This is a genomic window from Pseudochrobactrum algeriensis, assembly GCF_018436245.1.
GTDB lineage: Bacteria > Pseudomonadota > Alphaproteobacteria > Rhizobiales > Rhizobiaceae > Pseudochrobactrum > Pseudochrobactrum saccharolyticum.
Genome location: NZ_CP075360.1, coordinates 78,811 through 99,888, shown reverse-complemented (window position 1 = coordinate 99,888; position 21,078 = coordinate 78,811). Strand labels below are relative to the sequence as shown.

Below are 21,078 nucleotides of genomic sequence, written 5' to 3'. Positions count from 1 at the left end.
ACCGGCTTTTGAGTCCTGTCAGAACCGGTAATTCACACCGATTTTGAATGTATGAAAATCAAGCGAATTGGATGCTTTGCGTCCGTTTTTAACACTCGACGATCCTTCATGCTTGACGGTCTCATAGATTGTTTTCTCATAAGGTTTGCAAAAGCGCGGAAACTGAGTGCAGAAGTCGGCCATTCCCGGCTGTGTTGACGGGTCAACAATCTCAACGCCAATCTTTTCCTGTGTTTCCCAGTCACGCATGATACCGGCACGGGCATTGTTAAAGTTGAAATTGGTTTTGCCGAAACGTGTGTAGGAATAATCCGCCATCACCGACCACCGGTCATTAATGGCATATTCAATCCCGCCGCCGGCTGACCAGCCGAAGCGTGTTGCTTTCTCCTTTTCAGTCAGCGCAATTTCTGTGACCTTGTCAGAACTGTCTGCACTGACACGATATTGCTCGCGCGACTGGCTCTCGCGGGCAAAGGCCACACCGCCGCTGCCGTAAAGCATCCATTTATTTTCAAAAGCATAGCCGAGTTTACCGCGCACAGCGGCAGTCCAGTCAATGTCATAGAGGGTCTGCGCCTGCACATTGCCGGTGCCGGCAAAATCGCCCTCTGTTGTGCGGGCTTTATGTGCAGCATTCAGATAGGTTTTGCTCCAGTCTGCACCGATGCCGAGCACCACACGGTTTGGCAATTGCCAGTTATAACCGGCCTGCACACCAAACAAACCGCTATCCATGCCGAAATCAGCGGATTCCGTTGCCGCAACCGGATGCGCTGTACCGTCCAGTGCCGTGGTGGTTCCCCATGTGCGACCGAAAATACCACCGGCATGAGCACCGGCATAAAGGCCTGTCCAGTCAATCGGAGCGCCTTCAGCCGTTGGACGCCGTGTCAGGAAGGACGGCAGGGACGGCAATTGCTGTTCACCGCCGATATCAGCTGTGAGGCTGGCATAGAAAGTACGGCCCGGTCCCGGCTGCGTCACAAGACCCAGAGGATCAATGTAGAATTTATCAAACACATTCTCGACGCGGAATGCCGCTGTCAGATTGTCGGTGATTTTATATTCTGCAAACAGGTCAACAAGGGCATAGGGTTTCCAGAGCACTGGTGTGATGAATTCAGATGCGCCTTGTGCCGTCACATCGCCATGACCGATAGCGCGCGGCCCCGTATAGGAGACACGGCCGCCGAGCATCAGCCGTTCTTCCAGCAGTTTCTGCGACAGGGTCAGGTCAACCGAATATTTGGGCTGCACATGGTTGGTGGCATAATCACCATAGAGGCTCTTGCCGTCGCAACTGTCGGATGTCCGGCAATATTCAACATTCAGATAATAATTGGCTGCCAGATCAGCTGTGAAACCGTCCAGCTCATAGCGACCGGAAAATTCCAGACCGGAAAACTTTGCACGATGGATATTGCCGATATTCAGGGCAAAATTGCTCGGATTTTTAGTGTCATAAACAATATTGCGCGAGATGTAGTTTTTAACATCCCAGTTGAAGTAACCGAGCTTCAGCATACCTGTATCTTCATCGGTAAGCAGGCTGTTACGGACGACATTGGTGCCGATTTCCCAGTTACTGGAACGCTCAGGCTTTACATCCGTATTTGCGGTAACGCTGTTAAAGGCGGAAACGGATTCAATAATGCTCGGCGCGCGTAGCGTATTGGAATAATTGACATAGAACTGGGTCTGTTCCCACGGTTCAAAAGTCAGACCGACAGACGGGCTGAAACCGCCGTCATTGGTTCTGGAACCCTGTTCCTTTGCATTCTTGATCTGATTGCGCTCATAGGGGTCGAAGCGGTCTTTCGACCAGAAATGCGAATAGCGCAAACCGCCATTCACAGTAAGCCAGTCAACAGGCTTATAAGCAGCCTTCGTATAAGCGGCGACTTCATGGCGGATCGCATCGCGTGGTGTCATCCAGCCTTCCAGAGCTGCGGAATGCTCACTGCCGCGCGTATCTTCCACACGGAAGGATGTGCCGTATGTCAGATCCAGATCGCCTGCATCAAAAGTGAAAGCGGATTTGTTCTGGATATCCCCGCCCCACATATCACTGTCAGATCCGACACGGAAATCGGCAGGCAGACCGATCCCTCCCGGTGTAACACCACGACCGCCGCGTACCGGATTACGCAATTGCAAATGCGTCCAGTAGAGATTGGCGCGCAGATCAATCAGTTCATTGTCTTCCGGCTTCCAGTTATAACGCGCAGTCACCGTGTCGAGGCTGGTTCCCGCAGTTTGCTTTTGCTGTATGGACTGGTCTTTGATGCCGCTCAAGCGTGAGGCCAGCCTGTCACCGGCCTCGCTGCGATAGCCCATATAACCGAGCTGCACTTCATGATCGTCCGCAAAACGGGCATTGAGTTTTGCCAGCCATGACTCAGTTTCAAGCTGGGTGTTGAGGACTTCCTCGCCCGGACGGTAATTGGTCAGTCCCTGATTGGCATAATATTCGTTCCAGTAATTGCCCGGGCTTCTGGGTGTGCAATTAATGGCAACCATTGAATTACAATAAGGCTGTTTGCCGAGATTGACCGGATCAGCCGCTGCGGAGCCACGCGTTCCTGCATGATAATTACCCTGTTTGCGTCGTGCATAACCGGCCAGAACATCGATTGCATCGCCTTTATAGGCGCCGACAATGCTGCCGGAAGCGGATGTCGGAGACAGGAATGACGGCCTGTCCAACCCGTCTTTTGAGCCGACAGGAGCTTTCATTGCATCCCACGGCGCATAGGGCCACTGATAACCGCTGAGAGCGCCGGCCAGTGGCTTGGATGTGTTGCCGCCAATGCCGCCTTTAACGCGGATACCCCAGTGATTACCGTCTTTAACAATATCGTCCACGCCGACAGTGCGCATACTAACCGAACCGGCATTGCCCCATGAAGCGGTGTCCGCCCCCTTGTTGATTTCCACACCGGCAATAAAGTCAGGATCAACAAAGGTGCGGTTGGAAACACCCTGATAGCCCTGATAGACGGTGACAGAGTTTTCCGCGCCGTCAATGGTTGTGGATACACGCCCCATGCCCTGCATACCGCGAATATTGACATCAATTGATCCTGCACCATTGCGGGCTTCACCGGATTTGACACCGGGTGTGCCACGGAACATATCCGCAGGGCTGGAACCGCGATATCGCTCGATTGTCTCGCCGGAAATATAGGTGGTTGGTGCTGCCGTTTCATAAGGCGCTGTTGCGGCGGCGATTGCTCCGCCGCTGGAAACAGTTATCTGGTTCAGAATGAGTGAGCCGTCCGGCGCAGCGCCGCCGGTATTGGCGGCAAGACGCTCGGTAATCAGCACGGATTTTGTGCCGGTGAAATTATAGGACAGGCCGGAGCCCTGCAAAATCCGCGCCAGTGCCTGCTCCTTGGTGGCTGCACCTGAAATTCCCGGAGAAGATTTCCCGCGCACGACGGCAGGTTTATAGGATAGCTGGGTGCCGGATTGGCTGCCAAAGGCTGCGAGTGCACGGTTGAGCGGACCGGACGGAATACTGAAGCCTGTCTGTTGCTGTGCCAGTGCATTGAAGCTGGTTGCTGTCAGAACCACGCCGGTTATCATTGCGGTGGTTGCCAGCAAAGCGGCTATCATGGCTTTGCTGCATTTGGTGTGTCGTGCCGCTTGTTTGGTGGCGCCTGTCATACCTGCTCACTCCGTCGGTCAATCATTACAGGCGTTTTTTCTGCATGAGAAAACGCCCTCATATTCTTCTTTACGAGTGGCGGATAAAAATATTCAGTTTTTACTCATATTTTATACGGAAGAGACAATTGTCAGCAAAGACGCAATTTTTCGTGTTTTAGCGCCAAAAGGCCGGACAACTGCTGCAATGGCTGCATCAGGGTCGTTAAGATCAAACACACCGCTGACCGTGCGCGATCCGAGTGAAGGATCAGCGATCAATACGCGCCCGTTTTGCCAGCGGGAAATTTTTGCACAAAGGGCGGCAACAGTTTCATTTTCCGCAAACAGCATATTGGAGCGCCATGCTGCAATTTGTGATGGCTCCTGTTCGCCGCGGGTAATCCGGCTGGTTGCACTGTCAAAAGTAAGCCACGTACCGGCCTCCAGTTTTTCGCTTGCCGGTGTGCCGGTTCTGGCTTCAACACTGCCATGCGCGACGGCCACAGAGAGAAAGCCTTTTTCAGCAGAAACATCAAAAGCCGTACCCAATGCAGTGACCAGCATAGGGCCGGTTGAGACGGTAAAAGGCCTTGTACTGTCCGGCTGAACCTGAAAATACGCCATGCCGGACAGCAATCCGATACGGCGATCTTGCTCAGAAAAATCAACGGCAATTGCACTGTCAGGCCCCAGCGTGGCGAGGCTGCCGTCAGGCAGGGGAATGTCCCGGATCTCTGCCGTGGAGGTGATGTGATCGGCCTGCGACAGCAGCCACAGATGCGGCACTGTCAGCGCACCGGTGGTCAGGGCTCCAAGGCCGAGTGTGGTTCCGGCTATAAAATTGCGGCGGGATAGTTTGCTTTTCTCCGGTATTTTCCGGTTCTCTGTGAACAAAGTGCCGGTCATGCCATGAATGGCAGCCACACGCGCCCAGGCTGCGGCATGGGCAGGGCTGCGGGTGACCCATGTTTTAATCATGTCGGCAGAAACGGGATTAACGGGGTCATTTTGCAGACGGATAGCCAGATCGGCTGCTTCACGAAACAGCCGCTGTGCTTCTTCTGTCTCATCAGCGGAATTGGTCATATGTTCCAAGCCTGTCCGGATAGATTACTGTCTCATTTCTGTTTACGAATGAGCGTGGTTAATTTTCAGTGTATGGGAAAATTTGTCACAGTCCGGTAAGGCGCCTGTCAATAAATTCATAGGCATCTCTGATGAGTGTCCATGTTCTGCCCACGGAGAGATTAAGTTCCGCTGCAATCGCCGCAATGGTCATCTCATCCATACGGTGCATTTCAAATGCTTTGCGCGTTCGGTCGGGCAGTTCCTGCAAAGCCTGCTGTGCCAGCATCAGTTTTTGCCGGTCATAGACCTGTTTCTCCGGTGAGGGGGAGGGATCAGCAATGGCAGAAAAATCTTCGGGTGTGAGATCGGCTCTGCGCAGCAAACCTTCACGCCGCTGATGGTCTGTGCCGAGGTTGCGCGCAATTCTGAACAAATAGGCTGCGGGATTATAGGTGGTTTTGCTTTCCGCAGGCGGCGAGACCAAAACGCGTAAAAAAGTGTCCTGCGTCAGATCGGCAGCCGTTTCTTCAGGAAGCCCTCTGCGGCGTAATGATTGTATAATATCACGCGCATGTTTTTTAAAAAGATGATGGAGATCCCACATCTGTGTAACCGTTTTCTGAAAGCATATGCGACCGGCTCGTCAGGCAATGACGATAGAATAAATCTTGGCTATTATAATCAAGTTTATTTTGCAAGGCATAAATCTTCGCTTCAGATACGGGCAGGGGCTATGCCGGTGAGTGTGACCCAGCGGCATAGCGGTCTGGTTGTCCCTGTGAGCCTTAAAAATTGGCCGTCAGAGATGCATAGAATGTCCGGCCTGGTCCCGGTTGCTGTGCAAGGCTGAGCGGATCGACATAGAACCGGTCTGTCAGATTTTCCACGCGCACGCTGGCGGTATAAGTATCGTTGATTTTATATTCTGCAAACACATCCACCAATGTGTAAGGCTGCCAGTTGATCATAGTAATAAACTGCGACATGCCCTGACCTGTGACATCACCATGTCCGCTCGCACGCGATGCGGTGTAGGAAATGCGGCCGCCAACTGTGAGTGCATCATCCAGCAATTTCTGGGTCAGGGTCAGGTCTACACCATATTTAGGCGGCACCTGATTGGTGGCATAGTCGGCATAGAGAGACTTGTTTTCACAGGTTTCTGCGGTACGGCAGAACTCCACATTCAGATAGTAATTGGCAGCCAGTGTGGCTTCGAAACCGCCGAGCGCATAATTTGCCGACATTTCAAGGCCAGAGAAACGGGCGCGGTCAATATTGAAAATGCGCACATTCGCAGAGTTCGCATATCTGTGGAATTCGCGGGCGATGTAATCTTTTACATCCCAGTTGAAGTAACCCAGTTTGAGCATTGCACGATCTGTATCGGCAATCAGGTCATCCTGAATGAAGTTTGCACCGATTTCCCAGTTGTTGGAACGCTCTGCCTTGGCATCTTCATTCACGGTCATATTGAAGGCGGACACGGCCTCCATAATGCTCGGCGCGCGCAAGGTGCTGGAATAATTGGTGTAGAATTGCGCGCCGTCAAACGGCTCGATTGTTACGCCCAATGACGGGCTGAAGCCGCCCTGTTTGAAACGCGCTTTGCCGTAAACCATATCAGGATGAACATATTTTGTGCGGCTGCGATCGCGCGACCACATATGGGAATAGCGCAGACCGCCATTGACCGTCAGCCAGTCAACCGGTTTATACGATGTCTTGATATAGGCTGCGGCTTCTTTACGGGTGCCGTCACGCAAATCAAGAAATGTGTCCCATTTCCTTGTTCCTTCTGTCGGCTTGGTATCTTCTTCTTTGTAAGACGCGCCATAGGTCATATCAAAATCACCATAGGCCGTCGTGAACTGTGAACGGTTGCTGATATCGCCGCCCCATGTCCACAAATCCGGTCCGGATTTAAAGTCGACCGGCGCATTTGCCGGCAGCCAGTCGACCGGATTGCGTTGCTTCAGCTTCGTACCCCAGAGATTGGCCTTGAGATTAATCAGATCATTCTCTTCAGGATCCCAGCGATATTTAAATGTTCCGGTGTGTGCTTCTATATCTGTCGTGAGGCGCTGCTGTCTGGCTTGTTGTCCGAGCGTACTCAAAGCATTAGCCTTAAAAGTACCGGCCTTGCTTTCAAAACCAGTATAGCCAAGCTGAATACTATGCCCGTCGCCGAACATCACCTTGCCTTTCAGCAGCAGGGACTCCGTTTTCAGCTGGGTGTTGAGAACCTGTTCCCCGGGGCGGTAATTGGCCAGACCTGTATTCTCAATATATTGCGGATACCATCTGTATTCAGGATTGGGTAAGTTACAAAGAAAACTGCATACGCTCATCCCGCCGAGATTGGCGATATCGGCGGCAGGGCCGTTTTTACCGGCATGGTAATTGCCGCGCTCGCGATAGGCATAGCCTGCCAGCAGTTCAATATTCTCGTCCTGCATTGCCGCAACAATACTGCCTGAACCATTGGTCGGCTTCAGAAAAGCCGGACGGTTCATGGTGCCATCCGAACTCTTAACACTTGGTACATAGAGATGATCGAATTCCGGCTGCAGATCGCCGGGATAACCGCTATTGATAATTTCGTAGCCAGCAACGTTACCCTCTTCAGGTTTGCTGGAATTGGTGCCGAAACCGCCTTTTACACGCAGGCCGAAGCGGTTGCCTTCCTTGACAATATCGCCCGCCTCAATTGTACGCATGGCGACTGTACCGGCAATGCCGCTGGATGCAGCATCGGAGCCTTTTTGGATATCAATGCCGCCGAGAAAATCCGGATCAACAAAAGTGCGGTTGGAGATGCCCTGATAGCCCTGATAGACATTAATAGCATTTTCCGCGCCGTCGATGGTGGTCGCGACGCGTCCCATGCCCTGCATACCGCGGATATTCACATCAATCGCACCGGCACCATTGCGGGCTTCACCGGACATCACGCCCGGTGTGCCGCGGAAAATGTCTGCAGGGCTTGCGCCGCGAAAACGCTCAATCGTCTGCTCTGAAATATAAGAGGTCGGTGCTGCCGTGTGATATGGCGCTTCAGCCGCGGCGATTGAACCGCCATTGGTCACGGTGATTGTGTTCAGCGTCACGGTGCCGTCCGGTGCAACTACGGATTGGGCGCTTCCTGCCGGATCATGAATTGTGAGTGTTGTGCCCTGAATGGAGTAATTCAGGCCGGAGCCGGACAGCAATCTGCCCAGTGCCAGTTCCCGTGTCATCATGCCTTGCACAGCAGGACTTGTCTTGCCGGATACCATATCGGATCGCATCAGCAGTTTAAGACCGGCACGGTCGGCAAAACCGGCCAGTGCTGAACCCAGATTTTGTGCGCGGATATTGAAACTGATCGTCTGCGATACAGTGGTCTGCGCATGGGCAATCATCGGCAATCCGGTGCCAAGCACTGCAATAAACGCAACCGAAGCCAGAAGTCCGGCCTTTTGCGCATGTTGGGACAAAGAGCACTTTTTCGCCTTGATGATAGCCTGCATGGAAATATTCCGCCTTACCAATATGACACATTCCGGCCTCCGCTCATGACGGAAATTCCGGCCTCATAATTCAAAGACGAAACGGCATGGCTGATCTTGCACCGGTAAAATATAAAAATATGATTATTTTTATCATAAATTTGAATCGGGTAGTTTTTTAGCGCAAAATTGTCACAAAAGGCAGGCGGATCACGGAGACAGGCAGGGTGGTTTCAATGGCCTGTAAAATCTCTTCCGGCTGGCTGAGATCAAAAACGCCGGTGACCTGCAGTGTTTGCAAGCGGTTGCTGGCAAGAACAATTGTCCCGCCGCGATGGCGCTCAATTTCTGTAACGACTTCGCGGAGCGGCTTGGCGTTGAAAATCAGTTTGCCGCGGCGCCATGCAGTTTCAATGTCGGAATCCACCTCTTCCGGTGCGGATATATTACCTGTGTCTTCATAGCGGATACGGGTATTGGCACCGGCGACAACCATATTGCTTGTCCGGTTTGCAGGTTGTATCCGGCTGCTGACGCCGACAGTGCCTTCAATCACCGTGACAGCAACCTGCTGAGGTTTGATATCAATATCAAAAACCGTGCCCAGAGCACGGGTCTGCCCGTCAAGCGCCTCAACGATAAACGGGCGTGCCGCGTCTTTTGCGACAGTAAACAGAGCTTGCCCTTCATGGAGGGTCAGCCGTCTCTCATTGGCTGACATATCAACAGAGAGTGCAGAACCGGCATTGAGAAACACGGTTGAACCATCAGCCAGCATAATGCTGCGTTGCTCACCCGTAGCGGTTGTATAATCGGCATAGAGACGCGGCCCGATGAGCCCCGTCTGATGCAGCGCGGCACCACCGGTTATCAGTCCGGCTAGCCCGAGAACTGCGCGTCTGGTGAATTGTTTTTGCTTTGCGGATTTACGGATGCTTTTACCGGCTGTGCCAATGCCGTGCCACAGTGCCTCAGCCTCGCGTGCAGCCATTTCATGCTCGGCGCTTTGACGACGCCAGTCTGCAAAACCCGCATGGTCCTGTGCTGTGGCTCGTCCTGAGCTCAGCTGTACAATCCGGTCGATTGCCTCATCGCTTAAGCTGATATCCGTTTTATATCTGATTTTTTCGGGCATAGCGGCTCAGGCGAGTGTACGGAAATGATCGCGGCAATGGCGCAATGCCTGCGCGAGATAACGTGCGACCATGCTTTCCGATACGCCCAGACGGCGGGCAATCTCATAATGGGTCAGCAGGTCACAGCGTGCCAGCAATAAGGCTTTGCGCGGTTTTTCCGGTAATTGCAGCAGGGCGTAAATAAGTTGCCGCAACTGGTCGCGGTCAATCGCAAAGGCCTCCGGTGTCGGCGCAGTATCGGCAATTGCCTGCAAAATCTCTTCATCACTGAGGCAGGCTTTGTGGTGGCGCTGCTCTTTGCGCAGCAGATCAATCGCAATATTATTGGCAATCCGCATGATGAAGGCGCGATGATCGCGAACCTCAGAAGAGCGCTCCTGTATTCTGGACAGGCGCAGCCATGTTTCCTGCAAAGCATCATCGGCCAGCTCATGGGAGCTGGTGCGTTTTTTGAGTATTTCGCGCAGCCATTTCAACTGCCGTAAATAGACAGACAACAGGTCTTCAGAATGATCGGTTGATGGAATGCTCATGCCGTGTGACTGCGTGCAAAGGGGGCGGATGACTAGATTTTTAATACTATACAAAAATACTCATATTTAAAAGCTGAAAAATTTCTGCACGGAAATATCCTGTGCGTAGTTGTGAAAGAGCTGCTGAAAGGCCGAAATCGCCGCGTTTGGGCGGGTTCTGCAGTTTTCTGTATTTCCTCCGCTGAAGCTTAACAAAAATATTGTTTGTGTTGCCGTTCCGGATGCAGTTCCGCCAACCTGAAAGGTAATCAAATATGAGGTTTCTGTTGTGCCTCTCCCTGTCCGCATATTCTCTGGTCGCTTCGGTGGCTTTTTCGGCAGAGGCTGCTCCTGCAGATGCAGCGATTGCGGGGGCTCAGATCGCCGTGGCGGAGCGCACTGTCACCACCACCGTTGCCAAACCGGTACCAACGGAATGGAAACTGGGTTTTAACGGGCTGTTTGTGCCGCGTGAAGAAGTGGCCGTAGGTACAACATTACAGGATCAGCGTATTGCCGCGGTTGAAGCGGAGGCCGGTGATTATGTAACCGCCGGACAGGTGCTGATGCGGCTGGATACGGTGAAACTGGATATCAAGCTCAGAGAAACAGAAGCGCGTGTTGCCCGCGCCCGTGCATGGCTGGCTCAGCAGGAGGCGACGCAGGCGCAGGCGCAGTCCAGCCTGAACCGCACACAGCGCCTGCGCAGCAATGGTGCTGTCAGCGAACAATCCTATGATGACAAGCTGTCGGCGCTGAATATTGCCGAGCAGAGTGTGGGAGTGGCAAAGGCCGAGTTCACGCAGGCAGAGGCGCAATTGGCGGAGGCGAAAAGCGAAAGGGCACGGGCTGTTATTCATGCACCGGTCAGCGGTATCATCTCAGAGCGCAATGCACGTGTCGGCGCACTGGCCGGTAGCGGCACGCTTTTCAGCCTTATCCGCGACGGAGAGATAGAATTTGCGGCTGAAGTACCGGAAAGTGAAATCCTGCTGATGAAGGCAGGTCAGGCGGCGCATGTCACACTGCCTGACGGGAAAATCGCAGCCGGACATATCCGTTTATTGTCGCCGAAAATCGACCGCCAAACGCGGCTGGGCAGAGCCTATATCGCGATTGAGGGCAAACAGATATCGCTCTTCTCCGGTGCTTTCGGCAGGGCAGACGTGGTGTTTTCGCAAAGCAAGGCAATTCTGGTCAATGACTCTGCGCTTTTGCATGGCCGTGAGGCATCCGATGCCTCGGTCTTTGTTGTTGTCGGCGGTAAGGCCGTCAAGAAAACAGTCAAGCTCGGCTTGCGCAAGAACGGAGCTGTGGAAATCCGTTCGGGCTTAAGCGCAGGCGATCACATCATTGAAAAAGCAGGGCCGCTGCTCCGCGACGGCGAGACGGTAACACCTGTTCCTGCGCGGGCGCCTTGAAAATCCGGATTCCCTGAAAGTATTGTTTATGACCAGTAATATTTCCGCCTGGGCAATCCGCAAACCGGTGCCGACGCTTGTTCTTTTTATTGTTCTGACCCTTGCCGGCTGGGCTGCATTCAATAAGCTGCCGGTGAATGCCAATCCCAACGTATCCTTTCCCGTGGTGACGGTTGCGGTAACGCAGGCCAGTGCTGCCCCTTCCGAAATGGAAGCGCAGATTACGCGCCGTATTGAAGGTGTGGTATCCGGCATCGCAGGGGTCAAACATCTGCGCTCCTCCATTGCGGATGGTGTGTCGACGACCACAGTGGAGTTCCGCATCGGGGTTGATCCCGACCGTGCCACCAATGATGTCCGTGAAGCCGTGGCGCAGATCCGCTCAGATTTGCCGCAGACTATTCAGGAACCGGTGGTCAGCCGTGTCGATGTTGAAGGCGGGGCAATCCTTTATTACACGATTTCCGCGCCGGATATTTCGGCGGTTGATATGTCATGGTTTGTGGATGATACGATTACCCGTGAACTACTGGCCGTGCCCGGTGTCCAGAAAGTGCAGCGATTGGGCGGTGTTAATCGTGAGGTGCGTATTGCGCTGAAACCGGAGCGGTTGCTGGCACTTGGTGTATCGGCGGATCAGGTCAATTCTGCTTTGCGCGAGCTGAATGTGAATGTGCCGAGCGGGCGGGGCAATATCGGCGACAGGGAGCAGTCGCTGCGCACGATTGCAAGCGCCAGAACGGTGGAAGAGCTTTCCGCTTTAACGATCTTATTGCCGGGCAACCGGTGGATCCCGTTGCGTGAGATTGCCACAATACAGGACGGGGCGGGTGAGCCGCGCGGCTTCTATCGTCTGGATGGCAAAGCTGTGGTTGGCTTTTCTGTGTTCCGTGCAAAGGGCTACAGCGATACGGTTGTTGCCGATGGTGTCAAAAACCGGCTTGAGGACATAAGACAGCTCAATTCGGGCACAGAGATCAGGGAGGTCAGCTCCACGGTCGAATATACGGTGCAGAGCTATAATAATGCGATCACCACACTGCTGGAAGGCGCTGCGCTGACGGTTGCGGTGGTGTTTCTTTTCCTTCGCAACTGGCGGGCGACCGTGATCGCAGCGGTGGCCATGCCGCTATCCATTTTGCCAACATTTGCGGCGATGTATCTCCTCGATTTTACACTCAACAGCATCAGTCTGCTGGCTCTGACGCTCGTCATCGGTATTCTCGTTGATGATGCGATTGTGGAGATAGAGAATATTGAGCGCCATATTCATATGGGCAAGCGCCCCTATATTGCAGCGCTAGAAGCATCGGATGCGATCGGCCTTGCTGTTGTTGCGACAACCCTGACGATTGTCGCTATTTTTGCACCGGTCAGTTTTATCGGTGGTGCGGTCGGGCAATATTTCAAACAGTTCGGCCTGACTGTTGCGATTGCTGTGCTGGTCTCCCTCGCTGTTGCGCGTTTGCTCACGCCGCTGATGGCTGCCTATATGTTGCAGCCGCATCCGGTGAGTGGTAAAGCGCCGGGTTCTTCTGTGCTAGGCCGTTGGTATCTCGGATTGCTGAGCTGGACGCTGCATCACCGCAAAGCAACCTTTGCTATGGTGGCTGGTATTTTTGCCGGTTCGGTCTATCTCATGACATTGCTGCCCACCGGTTTCATGCCGCAAAGCGACTCCAATGTTTCACAAATCAGCGTAACTCTGGCACCGGGTACCCGCCTTGATGAGACCGCCCGTGTCTCAGACGACATTGTCACTCAGTTGCTGAAACGACCTGAGATAAAGGATATTCTGGCCACATCATCGGATGGTGTGAATGAGTTCTCCCTGCTGATTAATCTCAAGCCGCGTGCGGAACGGGAGACAAGCCAGAAGGAATTCGAAGCGGTTATCCGTCCTTTGGTGGCTGCAATACCGGATATTCAGTTCACCTTTACAAAAGACGGCGGCGGCAAAGAAGTGGCTATTATTCTCGTCGGCAATAGCGGAGAAAATCTCACCCGTGCTGCCCGCGAGCTGGAAGCCCAGATGCGTGAGCTGCCGGAACTCGCCAATGTGGTTTCATCCGAACCTCTGCCTGCACCGGAGCTGCATGTAAAACCGCGCTTGGACGAGGCCGCACGCCTTGGTGTGTCACCGGCCTCGATCGGCATGGTTGCTCGCATCGGAACAGTGGGTGAGACGGATGCCAATTCGGCGCAGTTTAATCTGGGTGACCGGCAAATACCGATCCGTGTTCTGCTGGAAAATTCTGCCCGCAGCGATCTGGATATGCTGAAGAACCTGAAAGTGGGAACAGCAACGGGCAATCCGGTTCCGCTTGCTTCCGTTGCGGATATTTCCTTCGGTTCTGCGGAGAGCCGTGTGGAGCGTCTGAACCGGATGCGGATGATCGAGGTGCAGGCTAATCTGGATAATAATGCGACGCTCGGCACGGCACTGGCAGCGATTGCCGCACTGCCCGCCTATAAAAACCTGCCTGAAGGTGTCCGCGAAGTGGAATATGGCAGTGCGGAATATATGGCAGAAATGTTCAGTAATTTCGGACTGGCGCTGCTGACCGGTATTCTGATGGTGGCGGCAGTGCTGGTGCTGTTGTTTAAGGACTTCCTGCAACCTTTTACCATTCTGATTGCCTTGCCGCTTTCCATCGGCGGCGCGGCGATTGCACTGCTTCTCTATGGTGCGGCTTTAGATCTGTCATCGGTTATCGGTATTCTGATGCTGATGGGGATTGTCTGCAAAAACTCTATTTTGTTGGTGGATTATGCCATTGAGTGCCGCAAGGAAGGTCTTGATCGCGATGCGGCCTTGCTGAAAGCCGGTATTACGCGTGTCCGGCCGATTATCATGACCACAATCGCCATGGTGGCGGGGATGGTGCCCGCTGCCATTGGTATCGGCGGGGATGCGGAGTTTCGCGCGCCGATGGCCGTTGCTGTGATCGGCGGGCTGATAACCTCAACGGCACTCAGTCTGGTATTCGTGCCGGTTATGTTTACCGCGATGGATGATCTGAACAGCTGGCTGAGCAGAAAGCTGAAAAAGCTGACTTCGGTAACCGATGAAGACAGAAAACATACTGTCTCGGGTGAGGTGCTTTGAATGTGCGGATATAGCAGGCAGGGAGCGGATTATGCTCCTTGCCTGCTATTGGCTATCTGTCCGGCAATCTATAATTATTGTGCGGCGGCGGGTGTTTCCGTCAGATTTTCATGTACGATTTTGCCGTCTACAATGGTCAGAACCGAGCGTATCTTGTCGATTTCTTCTGCCGGAACGGTCAGATAGGACTGATCCAGAACTGCGAGATCGGCCTGTTTTCCGGTCTCCAGCGTGCCACGGTTCTGCTCCGCAAATCCGATCCATGCCGCGTTTTTCGTATAGAGCGCGAGAGCCTCTTCACGGGACAGCAATTGATCCTCTGCTTTTTGGATAACACCGCCGAGCGAGCGGCCGGTAACGTGATATTCAATCGCCTGCCAGATGCCATAAATGCCGATACGCGTGGAATCCGTGCCGCCTGCAACCAGAATATTTTTATCAATAGCTGCACGGGTTGGCGGGGATTTGGCAGCAATATCTTCGCCATTGGCTTTCAGAATTGCGGGGCCTTCAAAATAAGGACCCATCTGTACGGTGTAAGACAGACCCAATTTTTTCATCCGCTCCAGTGTAGCTTCTGAACCGGTATTGAGATGCGCGAGAGACCACCGTAAATCCTGCAACGGATAAGTCGTATTCACATCTTCAAACACGGTCAGAATATCGCTGGCTGCATCATTGGTATAGGCATGAATTTCCAGCGGAATACGGCGCTGTGCAGCAAATTGTGCGACTTTGCGTAACTCGTCTTTGGCTGCCTGCGGAGAGGTGAAACCAGGCCCCATCTGAACGCCGTCATTCATGGCTGCGACGATGGATTCACCAATGCCGAGAAAGCTGACCATGCCGGTGTCATAATAAGGCTGGCGGAAGGCCATAAGGTTTTTGAACCATTCCGCCTCCGTACCGGATTGCATGGCCGGAATACGATATCCTGCGCGAAGTGTCAGTTTGCCGTCCATTTGCAAGGCAAAGAGGTTTTCATAGGCGGAAGAAGGGCCTGCGGATGGATCAATAAAACCGGTCATACCGGCACTGTTAAGCGCCGAGAAAAACACCTGCATGCTTTGCAGTTGTTGTTGGCGATCTGCGGGCATCATCTTGGCAAAGAGTGCATTATAGGAGCCGATATGTCCCAGCAATTTACCGGTTGCCTTGCCATTCGCATCGCGCTCAACCTGAATACCTTGCGGTATGGCCGGTTCGGCCTCATTGAGCTTTAAGGTTTCAATGCCTTTCTCATTGAGCAAAGCATAATCATACAAATATTGAACATAGACCGGATGATCGAGAACGGCTTTGCTCAGCTCCGCCACCGTCGGAGCGCGGTTTTCTTCAAACTGTTCCGGCAACCATGAACCGACAACGGCAATCCATTGATCCGGTTGTTTTTTTGCTGCTGCCTCTTGTAAGGTTTTCAGAGCGTGCGGCAGTTTGGTTTCGTTATACCAATAGGTTTCGGATGTATAAGTCTGACCGCCGCGAATGGCATGAATATGGGTATCGACCAGACCCGGAATGACAGTCTTGCCTTGCAGATTAATGCGGCGGGTTTTGTCAGTGCTGAATTTTTCTGCGAGCGTGTCATCCCCAACAGCAAGAATACGATTGCCCGAAATCGCCAGTGCCGTTGCAGCAGGCTGGTTTTCATTCATGGTGATGATGTTGCCGTTGTAAAGAATGAGATTTGCATCACTCGCCGCGGCAGGATTCATCAGCGCAGCCAGTCCGGCAAATATAAGAGGGGTGGTTTTGAGAGCAGAATGCATGGCTTGATATCCCTTCCGAATAGTTGAAGCGGAATTCAGATATTTATTGCTTGTATTAGTATTAATGAAAAAACGGCAGGCGGAAACCGCCTGCCGTTTTTGTTGTTACTTGCGCATTGAGTCGAGAACTTCGTGGTTCTTTTCAACTTCCTGTGCCTTAACATAGCTTTCAATCAGAAGCTGGTAGGCAGGGAAAATCTTGGTGTAGACTTCAGCCCATTCCTGAGCGTCAGGACGGTTCCAGCTGCGCTGGATTTCAGAAGCCACAGCAGCGGTATCAATCGGCACAACGCCGGCCTGCATCACACGTGCCAGAGTAATTTCCTGTGCCATTTTCGAATAAGTGCCGGAAGCATCGATAACAGCAAAGACTTTATAACCATCCTGCACAGCGCTGATTGACGGGAAGGCCATGCAAACACTGGTGATTGTACCGGCAATAATCAGGGTTTTGCGGCCGGTTGCTTTAACGGCTGCAACAAAGTCCGGATTATCCCATGCATTGATTTCGCCTTTACGGGCAATATATTGCGCATGAGGCGCATTGGCATGGATCTCCGGGATCAGCGGGCCGTTCGGGCCCTGCGGAACAGAAGCGGTGGTGATAACCGGAATATTGGCCAGTGTTGCGATCTTGGCAAGCGCTGTTGCGTGGTTGCGCAAAACGGGCATTGGCATATCGCCGACAGTCTGGAACAGGCCGCTCTGATGGTCGATCAGCAGCATAACTGCATCATTTGGGTCAATAACAGGACGCTGGCCGTTGAAATTTGCCGGATTGGTCATTTTAAGTCTCCTCAGTTGTTAATCCGCCTCGCGGACGGGTTATATGCTGTGCGGTCAGACAACTTGTTCTGCCCCGCAATTTCCTCTGATAACGCTCTCTGACTGATGGCTGGATGCTTGTGCTCAGCCGGTGGTTCGTGAAGTGTTATCGTCTGGATATGAACATAAAACTGCACCAATTATCTGTATAGATCGAAGTTTACGTCTTAATGTCCTGATAATGAGACAATTGCGGTGTTGTGAAATGGAATGTGAAACTTCCAACCGGATTGGCTTAAAAGCACAGCATTGACGGGGAGAGAGCTGAGAAAACGGTAATTTCGCACGCAACTTTATCAGTCGGGCGTGTTCAATGATTGTTACGATAATTCAACTTGTAATTGTTTATTGTGCGGGATCTACAATGGTTGTATTTTTCAACTTTAGCATCGCAATAATCTTAAATATTACGATTCATGTAAATTTTATATATAAATCAATGAGATAATAAAAATACGGACAGGGAATTAAAAATTTAACTTGTCTCGTAAAAATTTAATTGCATGGTTAATACAACCTATGGTAGATATTTTGTGAAGAGTGAGGTTGCGTAAAACAGGTTGTGTAAATCGGGGTGCCATCCCGCTGCCGTACAGCATTTTCTGTAAATGCGGGCAGAAGGGGAAAGGCAAAATATTACAAGTAAATAATGTTTAATTCATTGGGGTGCGAGATGAACAATCTATTTACAGCCAACGGCGAAGATCATGCTGCAGTTTCACAAGGGATTTTATTCCGTGAGGCGGATGGACAACTGAACAGCAGTTTCTCTGATACATTTAAGAATCTGGTGCATTACAATAATCAGATTGCCTATATTGTAAGTCATAGCGGTAAATTCAGCTGTGAGCATGATCATTATGTGGTCATTATCACGCTTGCGGCGATCAAAGATCTGCATTGGTCTTTGCAGGGCAAATTCGGGGAAAGTTTTGACGCGCCAGCCGGATCAGTGCTGATTATTCCGCAAGGTGCGGAATATGTTATGAGCTGGCCGATTGAAACGGACTATATCCAGATTGCACTGGATGACGGTCTGCTGGGCGATTTACAGGATATTACCGGTGGTTTGTCACTCAAAGAATTGTTCCCGCATCCGACAAGACTGCCAAATCCGAAAGCATTGCTGATTGCCAATCTGCTGCGTGCGGAACTGCTTAAAAATGCGCCGGTCAGCGCAGGCTATATCAAAGCTTTATTGTCAGTTCTGATGGTGCAACTGGTGCAGAACCATTCTTTTCTGAGGGCAGGAAGCGGGCGGCAGGAGAGTGGTGGCCTGTCCTATCAGGCATCAAGGCGTATCGAAGCTTATTTGCGCGAAAATTATATGCGCAAATTATCGATCTCCAAAATGGCGGATATATTGGGCGTGTCCGGCGGGCATTTCCTGACATCTTTCCGCGAGAGCTTCGGGCAGACACCGCATCAGTTTTTGCTGATGCTGCGGTTAAATGCGGCGGAAGAAATGCTGCTCGGCAGTGATATTTGTCTGGCGGAAATTGCTGACAGAGCAGGATTTTCCAGCCAGAGCCATATGACCACAGCCTTGAAAAAATGCCGGATGGTGACACCGGGTGAATTGCGCCGCAAAAGATTGAGTGCTGTCAAAACACACAAGTAAAATTGCAAACAGGATTCATAAATAAAGCCGCCGCCTGAAAACAGGCGGCGGCTTTTTACGCTGTAATCTGAATTATGCGCCGTATGGCACCCAGATATTTTTCACCTGCACTGCACGGCGCAGATAATCACGTCCCTGACCCTGTGCTGTATCCAGCCAGTTACGCTGACGGCCATTGCTTACCCATGTGGCTTTGAGATTGCCGGTCGAGGCTTTCTCAACCATAGCACTGCCTGTCTGTGAGCCGACATACCAGAGCGCGGATACGGCATCATGCTCAGCCAGCGTTTTAGCCAGCACATCGCGTTCACCGGTGATGAGATTGACCACACCGGCCGGTACGTCTGATGTATCCAGCACCTGATAGAAAGCACCGGCAATCAGCGGGTGACGGCCGGACGGCACAACTACGGCGCGGTTGCCCATAGCAATGGCTGGCAGGATCAGTGAGACCATTGAGAGCAATGGTAATTCATCAGGACAGACAATACCGGTCACGCCCCATGGCTCATTCATGGCCAATGTGACATGGCGCGATTTGGTGGAGTGAACGGCTCCGTCAAACTTGTCTGCCTGTGCGGCATAATAGAAAATACGACGGATCGAAGCGTCGAATTCTTCTTCTGCCTTTTTCTCGGAAACACCGGTGCTGGTGGTGAGTAATTCAATGAATTCAGCACGGCGCTGTTCGAGATTTTCGCCTAAGTAATACAGTACCTGTGCACGGTTATGGGTGGTTGCACCGCCCCATGATCCGGCTTTTGCTGCTGCTTCCACGGCATTACGGATATCTTTGCGGTTGCTGAGCGGTGCTTCACCGATGACAACATTGCCTTTGCCGTAAACCGCATAGCTTGCACCACCGTCAGGGCGTGCCTGCTTGCCGCCGACATAGTTTTTCATGGTGCGGTCGATAGAACCGGCAGCCACTTTTTCACCGGCTACAGGCAGAGCGGAGAAAGATGGTGCATCGGTTTCCTTAACGAGCGGCAGAGCTTTTTCCCAGTCGCTGACCAGATATTCATAAAGCCCTTCGCGCGCGCCTTCACGGCCGAAACCGCTTTCGCGATAACCACCGAAACCGGCACCGGCATCAAGCATATTGGTGCAGTTGATCCAGACAACACCGGCTTTAACGGAAGCGGCAATATCCAGAGCGGTATTGATATTTTCCGACCAGATGGAAGCGGCCAGTCCGTAAGAAGTATTATTGGCCAGTGCAATCGCTTCTGCCGGTGTGCGGAAGGTTGTTGCTGCTGCAACCGGGCCGAAGATTTCAACCTGACAAACAGTCGAAGCCTGATCCACTTCTGTGAAGAAGCCCGGCGCGATGAAGCTGCCTTTTGCCGGCAGGGCATTTGGTGTTTGCCACAGCGCACCGCCTTCTTCCACACCTTTGGCGATCAGTGCGGAAATACGCTTCACCTGCAACGGGGAGACGATTGCGCCGACATCAGTGGATTTATCCAGCGGATCACCGACACGGATTGTTTCAAGGCGCTTACGCAGCTTGGCATAGAAGCGCTCGGCAATGCCTTCCTGAACCAGAAGACGGGAACCTGCACAGCAAACTTCACCCTGATTAAACCAGATTGCATCAACAACACCTTCAACAGCGCTGTCGAGATCGGCATCTTCAAAAACGATGAATGGTGACTTGCCGCCGAGTTCCAGCGACAGTTTTTTACCGGAACCGGCAATCTGTTCGCGGATGACACGGCCAACATTGGTCGAGCCGGTAAAGGCAACCTTGTTGACATCCTCATGGCCGCAGATCAGCGCACCGGTTTCACCGTCGCCCTGTACGATATTGACCACACCGGCAGGCAGACCGACTTCATGGCAGATTTCCGCAAAAGCGATAGCAGTCAGCGGGGTCAGATCGGCAGGCTTCAGCACAACCGTATTACCGGCAGCCAGAGCAGGAGCGATTTTCCATGCCAACATCAGGAGAGGGAAATTCCATGGAATGACCTGTCCGCAGACGCCGACAGGGGAGAAACCACGGAACTCGTCTTCCACCATCTCAGCCCAACCGGCGTGATGATAGAAATGACGGACAGCCAGCGGCACATCAATATCGCGGCTTTCGCGGATCGGTTTGCCGTTATCCATACTTTCCAGCACGGAGAAGAAACGCTCACGCTTCTGCAGATGACGGGCAATGGCGTAGAGATATTTGGCGCGTTCATGGCCGGAGAGTTTTGACCACTTGCCAAACGCTGCGCGTGCGGCTTTGACAGCCGTATCAACATCTTCTGCAGTGCCCTTGGCAATACCAGCCAAGCGCTGCTCCGTTGCCGGATTGATGACATCAATAATCTGCGCATTGCCTGCATCAGTAAAGCGGCCATTGATGAAATGACCAAACGGTGCGGAATGATTTTTCAGCCATGCAACAACATCGCCATTGGCTTCGGGAGACGGACCATATTCCATTGTGTTCAGAATATCCTTGATCTGTGCCATAGT

The 21,078-nt window shown here is 52.4% G+C and carries 12 protein-coding genes; 3 read left to right on the top strand and 9 right to left on the bottom strand.

The annotated features are described in order from the left end of the window. Positions 1-18: 18 nt before the first annotated feature. From KHQ09_RS00670 to KHQ09_RS00645, 6 genes are all read right to left on the bottom strand, one after another. The gene (locus KHQ09_RS00670) at positions 19-3,672 is read right to left on the bottom strand and encodes a TonB-dependent receptor domain-containing protein (RefSeq protein ID WP_213600326.1); all 3,654 of its coding nucleotides are present in this window, start codon (positions 3,670-3,672) and stop codon (positions 19-21) included. Between the two features lie 111 nt (positions 3,673-3,783). After that, the gene (locus KHQ09_RS00665; RefSeq protein WP_213600325.1) at positions 3,784-4,740 is read right to left on the bottom strand and encodes a FecR family protein; all 957 of its coding nucleotides are present in this window, start codon (positions 4,738-4,740) and stop codon (positions 3,784-3,786) included. A gap of 85 nt (positions 4,741-4,825) precedes the next feature. Beyond that, on the bottom strand, positions 4,826-5,326 hold the full coding sequence (locus KHQ09_RS00660; protein WP_116088339.1) for an RNA polymerase sigma factor: 501 nt from the start codon (positions 5,324-5,326) through the stop codon (positions 4,826-4,828). A 181-nt stretch (positions 5,327-5,507) separates the two neighbouring features. Further along, the gene (locus KHQ09_RS00655) at positions 5,508-8,234 is read right to left on the bottom strand and encodes a TonB-dependent receptor (RefSeq protein WP_213600324.1); all 2,727 of its coding nucleotides are present in this window, start codon (positions 8,232-8,234) and stop codon (positions 5,508-5,510) included. A 157-nt stretch (positions 8,235-8,391) separates the two neighbouring features. Continuing rightward, complete coding sequence (locus KHQ09_RS00650) at positions 8,392-9,348, bottom strand: FecR family protein (RefSeq protein WP_213600323.1); 957 nt, start codon at positions 9,346-9,348, stop codon at positions 8,392-8,394. 6 nt (positions 9,349-9,354) lie between these two features. After that, positions 9,355-9,882, bottom strand: a complete 528-nt coding sequence (locus tag KHQ09_RS00645) for an RNA polymerase sigma factor (RefSeq protein WP_213600322.1) — start codon at positions 9,880-9,882, stop codon at positions 9,355-9,357. A gap of 254 nt (positions 9,883-10,136) precedes the next feature. Between KHQ09_RS00645 and KHQ09_RS00640 the strand changes: the two genes are divergently transcribed. After that, the gene (locus tag KHQ09_RS00640) at positions 10,137-11,282 is read left to right on the top strand and encodes an efflux RND transporter periplasmic adaptor subunit (RefSeq protein ID WP_213600321.1); all 1,146 of its coding nucleotides are present in this window, start codon (positions 10,137-10,139) and stop codon (positions 11,280-11,282) included. A 28-nt stretch (positions 11,283-11,310) separates the two neighbouring features. Continuing rightward, positions 11,311-14,391 (top strand): efflux RND transporter permease subunit, encoded by a 3,081-nt coding sequence (locus KHQ09_RS00635; RefSeq protein ID WP_213600320.1) that lies wholly within the window; start codon positions 11,311-11,313, stop codon positions 14,389-14,391. A 74-nt stretch (positions 14,392-14,465) separates the two neighbouring features. Here the strand turns inward: KHQ09_RS00635 and KHQ09_RS00630 are convergent, their stop codons facing one another. Continuing rightward, positions 14,466-16,160 carry an amidohydrolase gene (locus tag KHQ09_RS00630; RefSeq protein ID WP_213600319.1) on the bottom strand — a complete coding sequence of 565 codons (1,695 nt, stop codon included), beginning with the start codon at positions 16,158-16,160 and terminating at the stop codon, positions 14,466-14,468. A 105-nt stretch (positions 16,161-16,265) separates the two neighbouring features. Beyond that, positions 16,266-16,946 (bottom strand): hydrolase, encoded by a 681-nt coding sequence (locus tag KHQ09_RS00625; protein WP_022710659.1) that lies wholly within the window; start codon positions 16,944-16,946, stop codon positions 16,266-16,268. A gap of 712 nt (positions 16,947-17,658) precedes the next feature. On the opposite strand from KHQ09_RS00625, the gene KHQ09_RS00620 reads away from it, so the two are divergent. Further along, complete coding sequence (locus KHQ09_RS00620; protein WP_213600318.1) at positions 17,659-18,606, top strand: helix-turn-helix domain-containing protein; 948 nt, start codon at positions 17,659-17,661, stop codon at positions 18,604-18,606. A gap of 72 nt (positions 18,607-18,678) precedes the next feature. On the opposite strand, the gene KHQ09_RS00615 is transcribed toward KHQ09_RS00620, so the two are convergent. After that, positions 18,679-21,075, bottom strand: coding sequence for an aldehyde dehydrogenase family protein (locus KHQ09_RS00615; RefSeq protein WP_213600317.1), 2,397 nt, complete (start codon positions 21,073-21,075; stop codon positions 18,679-18,681). Between the last annotated feature and the right edge of the window lie 3 nt (positions 21,076-21,078).

What these genes read in the sequence shown, in the direction of transcription:
- KHQ09_RS00650 (WP_213600323.1), bottom strand. Translation starts at nt 9,348, where the DNA reads ATGCCCGAAAAAATCAGATATAAAACGGATATCAGCTTAAGCGATGAG.
- KHQ09_RS00645 (WP_213600322.1), bottom strand. Translation starts at nt 9,882, where the DNA reads ATGAGCATTCCATCAACCGATCATTCTGAAGACCTGTTGTCTGTCTAT.
- KHQ09_RS00665 (WP_213600325.1), bottom strand. Translation starts at nt 4,740, where the DNA reads ATGACCAATTCCGCTGATGAGACAGAAGAAGCACAGCGGCTGTTTCGT.
- KHQ09_RS00640 (WP_213600321.1), top strand. Translation starts at nt 10,137, where the DNA reads ATGAGGTTTCTGTTGTGCCTCTCCCTGTCCGCATATTCTCTGGTCGCT.
- KHQ09_RS00635 (WP_213600320.1), top strand. Translation starts at nt 11,311, where the DNA reads ATGACCAGTAATATTTCCGCCTGGGCAATCCGCAAACCGGTGCCGACG.
- KHQ09_RS00615 (WP_213600317.1), bottom strand. Translation starts at nt 21,075, where the DNA reads ATGGCACAGATCAAGGATATTCTGAACACAATGGAATATGGTCCGTCT.
- KHQ09_RS00625 (WP_022710659.1), bottom strand. Translation starts at nt 16,946, where the DNA reads ATGACCAATCCGGCAAATTTCAACGGCCAGCGTCCTGTTATTGACCCA.
- KHQ09_RS00670 (WP_213600326.1), bottom strand. Translation starts at nt 3,672, where the DNA reads ATGACAGGCGCCACCAAACAAGCGGCACGACACACCAAATGCAGCAAA.
- KHQ09_RS00660 (WP_116088339.1), bottom strand. Translation starts at nt 5,326, where the DNA reads ATGTGGGATCTCCATCATCTTTTTAAAAAACATGCGCGTGATATTATA.
- KHQ09_RS00630 (WP_213600319.1), bottom strand. Translation starts at nt 16,160, where the DNA reads ATGCATTCTGCTCTCAAAACCACCCCTCTTATATTTGCCGGACTGGCT.
- KHQ09_RS00620 (WP_213600318.1), top strand. Translation starts at nt 17,659, where the DNA reads ATGAACAATCTATTTACAGCCAACGGCGAAGATCATGCTGCAGTTTCA.
- KHQ09_RS00655 (WP_213600324.1), bottom strand. Translation starts at nt 8,234, where the DNA reads ATGCAGGCTATCATCAAGGCGAAAAAGTGCTCTTTGTCCCAACATGCG.